The organism is Campylobacter concisus, assembly GCF_002913545.1.
Taxonomy (GTDB): Bacteria; Campylobacterota; Campylobacteria; order Campylobacterales; family Campylobacteraceae; genus Campylobacter_A; species Campylobacter_A concisus_AV.
The window spans coordinates 1-10,497 of record NZ_PPBR01000028.1 but is presented as its reverse complement, the minus strand read 5'-3'; the positions used below and the strand labels follow the sequence as shown (position 1 = coordinate 10,497).

The window sequence follows — 10,497 nt, the reverse complement described above, 5'->3', positions numbered from 1 at the left end:
ATAAATTCTTTTATTCAAAAGGGAGACAAGGGGACTCGAGTTACGAGGCCGTCCCCTTATCTCCCTTTAGATCCCACAATCCCCTCGCACGTTCAAAGGGCATGCAAATGTGCTTCACACTGCATGCGTTTTATTATAGGGCAAGTGTTTGACAAATTTTAAAATTTCATGAACGAGTAATTTCGGCTCTAAAATTTGAGCTAAGCTGCAAGCGAAGCCAAATTTTAGTAGTCAATTCTTGCGAGTGAATGGAATTTTAAAATTTGCAAAAAAGCTTTATAAATTTATAAATTTTAATTCTTAGGCACGAGTTCTAAGACGTTGCAGGCTCGTTTGCTGCCCATTTTGCAAGCTTTATCAAGGGCATTTGCAGATAGATCAAAGCTCTGCTCTACGCCGTTTCCTTGCAGATATTTTGTAGCTAGCTCGTAGCAAGCTTCGCTGCTGCCATTTTCGCAAAGCGACTTAAATATCTCATAAGATCTAACCATATCTTTCTCCACGCCAAGACCTCGCCCTAGCATGTCAGCATACAAAAAGCAAGAGGTTTTGTCTTTGTTCTCGCACTCGCTTGAAAGCTTTTTAGTAAAGCTCTCGCAAGCTTTTGCGTCACTTTTGTTGATGCAGTTTTGCATATTTTCATCCCAGTTTGCGCTTAGAGATAAAACGGCAAAGGCTAAAAATAAAATGGATTTTTTCATAAATTTCCTTGAGAGAGATAAACCCCCTTTGGGGGAAAGGGGGTCATTACAAAAAGGAGGTTTCTTGTTGGACAAGTGGAATAATACAAGCCTCGTCTAAATTTAAAGCCAACTCTTATTTAACAAAAAACAATCAAACAAGATCTCTCTTGCTAAAGCCCAAATAGCCGCAAACTAGCAAGATCACGCCAAGCATCAAAGGGTAGATGATAGCGTACGCTACGAAGGTCGCTTTTGAAAATGTGCCTAAGATAAAGTAAGACGCAGTGCCGATAACTGCTAAATTTGGATCAAAAAGGCTAAGCGCTGCTATCCTAAAAAGCTCGATCGGATTTAACATCGCGATGGTGTAGATAACGTACTCATCGACAGAGCTTCGCATAAGCAGTCCAATGAGCGCTAGGTCGATAAAAGCTAGCATGATAAGCCAGAGCAAAAACGCCACGCCTTGTCCTGTCTCTTGGTTTTTAATAAGGCTTGATATGAAAAAGCCAAGCGATAAAAAGACGATACTTAGGCTAAAAAGCAGGCCAAAATAAAGCACCAGCACACCCCAAGGTATCGACACACCCTTTATAAAGCCAACCACCACGCAAAGCAAAAGCGAAAACAAAAGCGGCACAAAAACGACAAATGTCCTCCCAAGAGCCTTGCCGAAATAGTACTCTTTAAGGCTTAGCGGAAAGCTTAGCACGTATTCAAGCAGGTTTGTATCTCTATCTTGATTTATACTTCTAACGGTTGAGATGAGGATAAATATCGGCACGATGATGACACAAATTTGTATAAACAAAAGTAGCGCCCTTGTTAGCCCAGAAAAGCCTAGCACGCGCGAATCGGTCACTCCGCTAAATAAAAATCCTATCATCAAAGCAGAAAAAAGAAGCGCATAGATCGCAAACCACCTCGAGCGAAACGACTCTTTGACGTCTAGTTTTGCTATTAAAAAAAGGTTATTCACTCTTGCTCCTTAAATTTTCTTCTTTGATGATCTTGCCAAGGTCCATATAGACGCATCTATCAAGCAAATGAGCGATCTCATCGATGCGGTGCGAGATGAAAACTAGCGTCTTGTTTTGCGTGAAGTTATCGAGCAAATTTTTAAAAGACTCCCTTGCTTTTACATCTAAATTTGCCGTTGGCTCGTCAAACATCAAGATTTCGCTATCTTTGGCAAATGCGATGGCTATTAACATCTTTTGCTTCATACCACCAGATAGTTTATAAAAGGACTTGTTTAAATTTGCATGCAGGTCAAGCTCTAAAAGCTTGCTAAATTTCTCAATATCTTCAAATTTGACATTTGAGCTTTTGCAGACAAACTCGCAAAGCTCACGCAGGCTAAATTTAAGTGGTGGCGGGGTTTGCGGCACAAATGATATAAATTTTAGTGCCTCTTTTCTATCTTTTAGGGTATTTACGCCATTTATCGCGACGCTTCCGCTATTTGGCACAAACTCGCCCAAGATGATACGCATGAGCGAGCTTTTGCCAGCTCCATTTTGCCCAAGTATCGCTATCTTTTCGCCAGCTTTTACATTTAGACTGACGCTATCAAGTATCTTTTGCGAGCCAAAAATTTTCGTTACTTTTTTTATATCTATCAAAAAATTTCCTTATATGAGTTTCTTAAAGCCGTTGTCAAATTTAAGCGCATCTTGGTGGCAAACGTCGATACACCTGCCACAAAGCGTGCAGTCAGCCCCAGCTATCCTAAAGAGCTTTTTGCTATCATCAGTTTTTGCCCCCTTTTTTGTCATAAAAAGCACGTGTGGCACTAGGCAAACATCAGTGCAAACTAAGCAGTGATCGCACTTTTCTTTATCCCAGCTGACCTTTATAGCATTTGGCTTTGCAAGTAGCGAATAGGTCGCTCCAATAGGGCAGACATACCTGCACCATGCCCTGCGTGAGAAGAAAATCTCAACCACAAGCATAGCCACAACAAGCCAGATAGCGTGAAAGTAGCCATAGATGATAAATCTTGAAAATATCCCAACGACGTTAAAAATTTCAAAGACTAGGCTTGAGCTAGCAAAGCTAAGAGCCAAAAACAAAATAGTAAAAGCGTAGCGCCACTTTGTGTCAAAAACTCGCGGTTTTACTATCTTTTTGGCGCGTAAATTTTCATGAATTTTCTCGGCTATCTCGCTTATAAGTGAGTACGGGCAAACCCACGAGCAAAAGCCCCTGCCACCAAAAATGATGTAAAAGGCTAGGATGCTAAGCGAGCCAATTAGCAAATTTACATGAATTTCATGCGTTGCCAAAAAGACTTGCAAGCTCATAAATGCGTCCGCTAGGTGAAAGCCAAGTATCCTTGAAGCACTTATGTCGCCCTCTAAAATTTGCACATCGACCCTGTAAGAGAGTACAAATAAAAGATGCACTAGCACGATAGTAAAAATGCGCCAAAAACGTATGCTTGGGCGCTTTTTGCCATCTTTTGTAGTCGTTATTAGCGTGCTTAGAAAGCTTACGTTTCTAATGGTCGCACGAACGTTATATTTATCCATTTTTACTTTTTAAATTTAGAAATTTCATCAGCAAGGCTGTTTAGATCGCTGTCACTAACATTTGTAAGCAGTCCCTTCATAAGCGTGTTTTGCACCTTGCCAGCCTTATAATCAGCCAGTTTTTTAAGCAGATCCTCTTTGCTTAGATGAGTGATGTCAGGCGCTACGACACCCTTGCCATTTGCGCCGTGACATGGTGCGCAAGAGGTTAGGTATTGCTTGCTAACGCCTTCATTTTGCGTCTTAGCCACGCTTAGGCTTAGCTCTTTTACCTTTTTTAGCTCATCTTCGCTGGCAAATTCCTCGCTAGACTTTGACTGCTCTTTTGAGATATTTTGCTCCACTTTTGGCTGAACGCTAGCTTCTACTTTCTCCTTTTTAGGCGGAGTTTGGCTTAGCATAAACACCATGATGCCACATATCAGCACCGCTAAAATGATCGTTATGATTTTTCCGATTTTCATTGTTTGCTCCTAAACTGCGCATTAAAATCGCTTATCTCTTTTGCTAGATTTCTAATCTCACTCTCATCCATCTTTTTAACAAGATCACGCATCAAAACATTTACCTTTTCCTTGCTCTTGTAGGCGTTTATCATCTTGAAAATTTCATCCTCGCTCTTTGTTAAAAGAGATGGTCCGATTATGCCATTTGCATAGTCGTCGTGGCAGGCTGAGCACTTTGTGATGAAGTTCTTGCTAAGTCTGCCCTTTATAAGCCTTAAATTTATACTTTGAAGCGGGCTTTTTACCATGGCTAGCGCTCCGATCTGGCGGCTTACGTTGCTATCGTCAAGTCCAAATTTAACGCTTTTTTCGCCGTGCATGTCGTATTTTATAAATTCATTTTGCTTATTTGCACTCTCGTTGTTTTCATTTTTTTCGACCTTTATGCTAGCACTTGTCGCTACTTTTGTACCTTGCTCGCTAGCAGCCTCTTGCGCTTTGTCCTCACTCTTTTCACAGCCGACAAATAACAACGCAGCAGCTATTAAAGGTATTATTGCTCTCATTTTTTCTCCTTGTAAATTTCATCATAGCTCATCTTTGGGGCGATATTTATGATCTTTGCTGGGCAGACCTCAGCGCAAACGCCACAACCCACGCAGCCATTTTTTATAAGTGGTAAATTTGCCTCGCTCATTGCTATCGCGCTATCGCCAACTGGGCAAAGTGTGACGCAAAGATCGCAAATTTGACCGATCTTGCCTTTTATCTTATCTTTTAACGCCTCTTCTCTGTCGTTATAGGCTTTGCGATCAAGCAGATGCTTAACGCCAGTTTCGCTTAAATTTTCTCTTTTCACGCTCAAACAGGCAGCCGTGTCACTTAAAACTGCAACGCCCATTTTGACATCGCCCACGACCTTTGTCGCATGGTCAAGCGCCCCGCTAGGACAGGCTAGCACGCATGGGAAGAGATCGCACAAGTAGCAGCCTCGCTCTTTTGCGTCGATGTAGGCTGAACCGCTTGAGTAGCCATCTTTTATGTCAAGTAAATTTATGCTGTGATAAGGGCAGACTTGCACGCACTGACCGCATTTGACGCAAAGATCATCAAAGTCATCAACAGCACCTGGGGGTCTAAGATAGAGTTTGTCGCCACTACTTTTTGGCAAAAACTTGCCTATGGCGTATCCAGCCACCGCTGCGGCTGAGCCAATTATCATAAAATTTCTTCTATCCACGTTTCGCCTTTAAAGCGTTGAAATTTGAAACATCAAGCGGTTTTATCCTTGGCGAACTATCTTCAAGTAGCTTTATCGGTTCAGAAAATGGAGCGAGTTTAGCTAAGAAATTTAAGACGCTAAAGACGCTTGAGCCATAGAAAAACTGCAAATTTGGATAGTACTGCCAGAGCTGATCGATGTATGAGAGGTGCAAAAATGGCGTATCGCCGTAGCCATCTTTATCTCTGTCAAAGCTCTCATACTCGTCATAATAGTTTTTGCTCCATCTGTTTAATAGCATCTTTTCGCCTGGAGTGTCATTTACGACGATGTCCATGTTGCCGATAAAGTCGTTGTTTTCAAAGATACTTGTGCCTTGCGTAGCGTGAAAATAGACGCCAACTACGTTGTGTAAAATTTTATTGCCTATAAAATTTATAGTTGATCCCGGCTGAAAGGGCGAGTTATCAAGCAAGATGCCACGCGCGTTATAGACAAGGGTGTTGTTTTCTATCGTAAAGTCAGATACGTCCTTTAGTCCGATGCCGATACCAAAGGCGCCATCACTATCCATAACTAGGTTATTTTTTATATTTGAGCTAGCTGAATACATAAAAAACATACCAACAGCGTTGCCGATAAATTCGTTATTTTCGACTAAATTTTGATTAGCATACATAAAATGCAGCGAATATCTGCTACCAACTGCTTTGTTGCTTAGAAATTTATTGTGGCTTGCGTACCATGCGACCATGTCACGGCTGTCGCGGATATTGTTGTGCTCGATCAAATTTTCATGGCTATACCAAAGTCTCACGGCATCGCCTCTAAAGCCAAGGCTAGCGCCCTTTTTTGAGGTGATGTTGTTTTCAGTGATCTTTGAGCTGCTGCACTCTTTAAAATCGATCCCAAAAAGCACATCACTTATGTCATTTTTAGAAATTTCAACGTTATTTGCCTTGTCACAGCCTATGCCAGCGTCAAGCTCGCCAAGGTCGTTGCCACTGCCACTTATCTTTAAATTTTTAAGTGTCACGTTTGAAGCGATGATCTTTATAACGCTGCCCTTGCCATCCCCTTTTATGTGGGCGTTTTTGCCTTCTCCTATGATGCTAAGAGGCTTAGAAATGATTATATTTCCTTCATAAACAGCGTCGCCTAGCTTTATCACATCGCCAGGGCTAGCGTTATTTATCGCATCTTGAAGGACGTTTGCAAAGCCAAAAAGTGGCAAAAAAACAAGGGCAAATTTAGAAATTTTACGCATTTAGCTCTTTTTTCTTTGAAAATACCGCAAGTATGCAAAGCACGCTCATAACTATCATCATCCAAAAGCCGATAGTTGGGTATGAGTGCGTTGTAAAGTGCGCCACGCTACCATCGCCTAAAACGGTTGGCATAAATGGTTTGATCTTAAAGGCGCCCCACTCTTGCATATTGTGTCCATACCAGTATAGCCAGCCCACAAATGCACTCATAAATAGCACCGGTGCGATGATGGTTGGCACCATGAGAAGCGAGTTAAATTTACCGTCATAGTATAAAAACGCAAGCATGCAAAGTGTGGCAATAAGTAGATAATAAGGTGCGATCGCTCGCTCGACATTGCCGCCATGCTCCATAGGATACATGCCGATGTAGTGGTTTATCGTATTCATCTCGTGCACGTCGCCACTATATCCATCTACGTGAAAATATACTGGGATGCCATCTGGAAAGGCTGCCTTTGGATAGTTTGGCGCTTCAAGAGATACGTACCAGATAGGGAGTGATGGCGTGCCTATCTCTGCTTTTTGCTCGATCATCTTGTGAAGATCACTTGCCACCTCTTTTGGCAAAAGGTGGTTTTTATACTGAAATGAGCTATAAAGATCGTAGATAGTATAAGCATAAGATGGTAGCTCGTCGCCATTAGCTATACGCTCTTTTGCTCCGTGCCAGCCAAGAACTGGCAGAGTAAAACAAACGCTCATAATGATAAGTGCAACAATGGTATAAATTTTATATTTACTCATAATCTCTCCTTTAAATTTTAAAATTTAGCCTAGCAAAAAGTTAAATTTTAAAATTTAAAAGGGGCAAAAATGCCCCTTAAAACTACATACCTGCGTTTTCGTCTATCCATTTTAGATACTGGATGATATTTTTGATCTCTTCATCACTCATGTGCTGATTTGGCATTCTAAGTTTAAAGAAATCAATCATCGCTTTAACGTAGTCGTCGTTATAGAATTTAGCAGGGTCTTTTATGAAGTCTGCTACCCATTTTTCGCCGTTTTCATGTCTTAGCAAGACGCCAGTTAGGTCTGGGCCTGAGCTTACTTGACCGATAACGTGGCAGCCATTACATCCGCCTTTTAGATAAGCTTCTTCGCCTTTTGCAGCAGCTGGGCTCATCGGAGTTGCGATCTCTTTAGCTAGGTTGTTTTTAGCTCTTAGACCAACGTCGGCAGTTTTAACCATATATTGCCATACTTGGTACTCCCAAAGGATAGCGCCATTCACGTCGCCTTTTTTGTAAGCTTCGTCAGCTTTAGCTTTTACCTCTTTGATGTGGCCGTATTGATCAAGTGCGTCATCAACCAAAGCTTTTACTTTTGGATATTTCTCATAATGTTTCTCTTTTAGGTATTTAACAACCTCTTGGATAACATCATCAGTTGCTTTGTTAGTTGCGATTACTTTGTCGTACTCAGCTTTTAGAGCCTCTGGACTTAAAGTTTTTAGCTTGCTATTTTTTGCAGATTCATATTTTTTATTTGGATCTTTAACAAGTAAGTAACCCATCATCTCTAGGTGAAGTGCTGAACAAAACTCGGTGCAGTAGTATGGGAAGACACCTTCCATATCAGCTACGAAATTTACTGAAGCAGTTTTGCCAGGCTCAAGTGAAGCGTGGATGTTGTAAAGGTCGATGCCAAAGCCGTGAGTCTCATCTTGAGCGCGCTCTAGGTTTGTTAGGTGGATAGTTACGTTATCGCCTTTATTTACCTCGATGTGCTCTGGGTTGATGTGGCTTCTGATCATTGTCGCATAGACAGTTACGTTTTTGCCGTTTCTCTCAACTCTTTCTTGACCAGCTAGAGTTGCGTATGGGCTAGCCTCGCCTGTTCTTGAGTTTGTACCCATGTTGTAAGTAAGCGCTGGAGTTAGTTTGCTAGCAGCTATTGAAACAACGTCGTGTGGCTCACCAAGTGGGATAGGCATATCATAGATTAGATCCATTTTTGCACCAGTGATGTCTATTAGCTGGTGGTTTTGTGGATGGAGTGGGCCAACTGGGTTGAAGCGATCGATTGAAAGTTTATCAAGTGCGATTGCGTATTTGCCCTTAGGTTTTGCTGATTTGCCCTCCATTGTATCAAGGTGACCGATGTTGTAATGAACATTTACCTTATCAAGCACTTTTAAATTTTTGTAGTCCCATTTTACGATTTGGCTATCAACGTAAAGTGAAGTATAAAGTATGCCATCTTGTGAGTCAAATGATGTGTGCAGTGGTCCAAGGCCAAGTTCTACTTGTCCGTGCATTGACTTTTCTCTATCTAAGATAGGTATGCCGTATGGGTCAGTGCCAGCGTACTCTTTCTTATCGATTAGCTCTTTGATCTTTTTAAAGTCATAAACTGATGCGTGAGTATCAAGCTTACCGCCAACGATGATGTATCTGCCATCTGGGCTTACGTCACAACCGTGTGGGCTCTTTGACTCTGGGATCAAAAATAGTGCTCCAGCTTTTACAGCAGCTTCTATTGTAATCACTCTATGACCATTTATAACTTTATAGTTTTTCTTGTCTTGTGCAAGTTTTTCTAAAATTTGCCAGTTATAAACATGCAAGAAGTCGGTGTCATTTCTACTAGCACCCGCCTCAAATGGAGGAAGACCTTTTTCGATACCACCTGTATACATCTCAGTGTTTATCGAGTTTGTAAAGCCCCAGCCGTAGCTCTCGCCCTTACCAGCGTCGCTTAGGTCTTGCCAGTATGGAGGAAGCTCAAGAGAGAAAGATGCTTTCTCGTCGATCTTGCCTTTTGGATAGTCAAATTTCCAAAATGTCACAGCACCTCTATAAACGGCTTCGTAGTCGTCCATTGAGTGATAGTTATCATCAAGTGGTGCTGCGTACTGGCTAGCTTCAATGACATACTCGCTGTTTGGAGTGATGAAGCTACCGCCGTGCTCACTCTTCATGATAGGGTTTACGACCATTTGAGTTGTCTCAAAGTCTTTTAAATTTATAACAGCGATCCTTGGGTTTGCTTTGTCGTTGATAAATAGATAATCACCAACATACTCACCATTTTTCTCAGTGAAATTTGGGTGGTGTGTATCGCCCCAAGTTATCTCTTTGCCCCTGATGTTGCCTTGTTTTAAAACAGCTTTTGACTCATTGTCATAGCCATATCCTTGCCAAGGCTCTGGGGTGAAAACGCCGATGTATTTGTAAATTCTCATCGACGGAACGCCATAAACTAGCACTTGACCACTCTGCCCGCCAGATGAAAAGACGATGAAATCATCTTTTTTACCGCTTGGCTGATAAGTCTTAGCAGCTGCAAGGACATCTTTTTCGCTTAGCCCGCGCTCTTTCATGACTTTTTCAAGGTCACTACTAGCAGCACAAGCAGCAGTTAAAGATAGCCCAAGCAGTGCAGCACTTGCGACACAAAATAACTTTTGCATTTACTCTCCTTTTTAAAATGAATTTATCTCTAAACTCTTTGTCTTATTACCTAGATCCACGCCAACAAGCACGTTTTTATCTATAAAAATTTCTTTTATCTCACCGCTAAAAAGCTCTTTTTTGCCCTTTAGCTTAAAACTTTTGTCAAATTTATAGATCACTCCGTCCTCGCCAGCTACTAAAACCTCGTCTCCCGCGCACGCAAGAGCTGAAATTTTAGATCTTAAAACTTGCTTTTTAGCTCCACTTTTAAGATCTAAAATTTCTCCGTTTCTAAAGCCTATGAAAATTTCATCATCACTAAATTTACAGGCACTAATGGGCGCAAAACCAACGCTTTTTTGCTCTTTTGCGTTAAGCTTGCTATCAAGCAAAAACGCCTTGCCATTAAAGCTTGTAAAAAACACTCCCCCGCCAAGCGGCAAAAAGCTAGAAATTTTATAAACATTGTTAAAATTTTTTGATATAAATTTTTTAGAACTCTTGTCAAAAATAGCGATCGTTACGACATTTGCCATATCGCAAGCGACGTAAATTTTCTCTTTATCTAGCAAGATATTTGAAACCTTACAGCCAACATTTGGCAGTGCAAATAAAAATTCCTTCTCGCTAGCTACCTTTACGATCTCGTTGTTTAAATTTGCAACGTAAAAAGAGCTCTCGTCAAAAGCACATCTTTGATCTTTGTAAATTTTCTCCTTTAGTCCTAGGCTTTTTGTCTCGCCATCTTTTACATAGATGATGTTTTGACTATTTTCATCGACAAAGCAGCCTTTACCTTCAGCAAAAAGCGCTATCAAAGATAAGCCAAGACAAAGCAGAAATTTCATTATCTAGGTTGCTTTCATCGTAAATTTAAAATTTGTAAAAACTATACAAGCATAACTCTTAAAAGCAAATTAGCGATTAATTTACTTTTTTAAGC

Annotated in this window: 11 protein-coding genes; all 11 read right to left on the bottom strand. The window is 41.1% G+C overall.

All coding sequences use genetic code 11. The features are described from left to right. Positions 1-293: 293 nt before the first annotated feature. Positions 294-701 (bottom strand): tetratricopeptide repeat protein, encoded by a 408-nt coding sequence (locus tag CYP05_RS01660; RefSeq protein WP_002941585.1) that lies wholly within the window; start codon positions 699-701, stop codon positions 294-296. Positions 702-834: 133 nt separating this feature from the next. Further along, positions 835-1,662, bottom strand: a complete 828-nt coding sequence (locus CYP05_RS01655; protein ID WP_103641798.1) for an ABC transporter permease — start codon at positions 1,660-1,662, stop codon at positions 835-837. Further along, positions 1,655-2,308 (bottom strand): ABC transporter ATP-binding protein, encoded by a 654-nt coding sequence (locus CYP05_RS01650; RefSeq protein ID WP_103641797.1) that lies wholly within the window; start codon positions 2,306-2,308, stop codon positions 1,655-1,657. The genes CYP05_RS01655 and CYP05_RS01650 overlap by 8 nt, the downstream gene beginning before the upstream one ends. Before the next feature lie 9 nt (positions 2,309-2,317). Then, a complete protein-coding gene (locus tag CYP05_RS01645; protein ID WP_103641796.1) occupies positions 2,318-3,217 on the bottom strand; it encodes a NapH/MauN family ferredoxin-type protein in 900 nt (299 codons plus the stop codon). Between the two features lie 2 nt (positions 3,218-3,219). Beyond that, positions 3,220-3,681, bottom strand: a complete 462-nt coding sequence (locus tag CYP05_RS01640; protein WP_087581143.1) for a c-type cytochrome — start codon at positions 3,679-3,681, stop codon at positions 3,220-3,222. Further along, positions 3,678-4,229, bottom strand: coding sequence for a c-type cytochrome (locus CYP05_RS01635; protein ID WP_103641795.1), 552 nt, complete (start codon positions 4,227-4,229; stop codon positions 3,678-3,680). The genes CYP05_RS01640 and CYP05_RS01635 overlap by 4 nt, the downstream gene beginning before the upstream one ends. Continuing rightward, entirely contained in the window at positions 4,226-4,903 is a 678-nt protein-coding gene (locus tag CYP05_RS01630) for a 4Fe-4S dicluster domain-containing protein (RefSeq protein ID WP_103641794.1), read from the bottom strand. Before CYP05_RS01630 ends, CYP05_RS01635 begins: the two co-directional genes overlap by 4 nt. Beyond that, positions 4,896-6,152 (bottom strand): nitrous oxide reductase family maturation protein NosD, encoded by a 1,257-nt coding sequence (locus CYP05_RS01625; RefSeq protein ID WP_103641793.1) that lies wholly within the window; start codon positions 6,150-6,152, stop codon positions 4,896-4,898. The genes CYP05_RS01630 and CYP05_RS01625 overlap by 8 nt, the downstream gene beginning before the upstream one ends. Next, entirely contained in the window at positions 6,145-6,900 is a 756-nt protein-coding gene (locus tag CYP05_RS01620) for a cytochrome C (RefSeq protein WP_103641792.1), read from the bottom strand. Before CYP05_RS01620 ends, CYP05_RS01625 begins: the two co-directional genes overlap by 8 nt. A gap of 82 nt (positions 6,901-6,982) precedes the next feature. Next, positions 6,983-9,571 carry a Sec-dependent nitrous-oxide reductase gene (nosZ, locus tag CYP05_RS01615; RefSeq protein WP_103641791.1) on the bottom strand — a complete coding sequence of 863 codons (2,589 nt, stop codon included), beginning with the start codon at positions 9,569-9,571 and terminating at the stop codon, positions 6,983-6,985. Positions 9,572-9,583: 12 nt separating this feature from the next. Continuing rightward, positions 9,584-10,402, bottom strand: coding sequence for an ATP-dependent protease (locus CYP05_RS01610; RefSeq protein ID WP_103641790.1), 819 nt, complete (start codon positions 10,400-10,402; stop codon positions 9,584-9,586). Between the last annotated feature and the right edge of the window lie 95 nt (positions 10,403-10,497).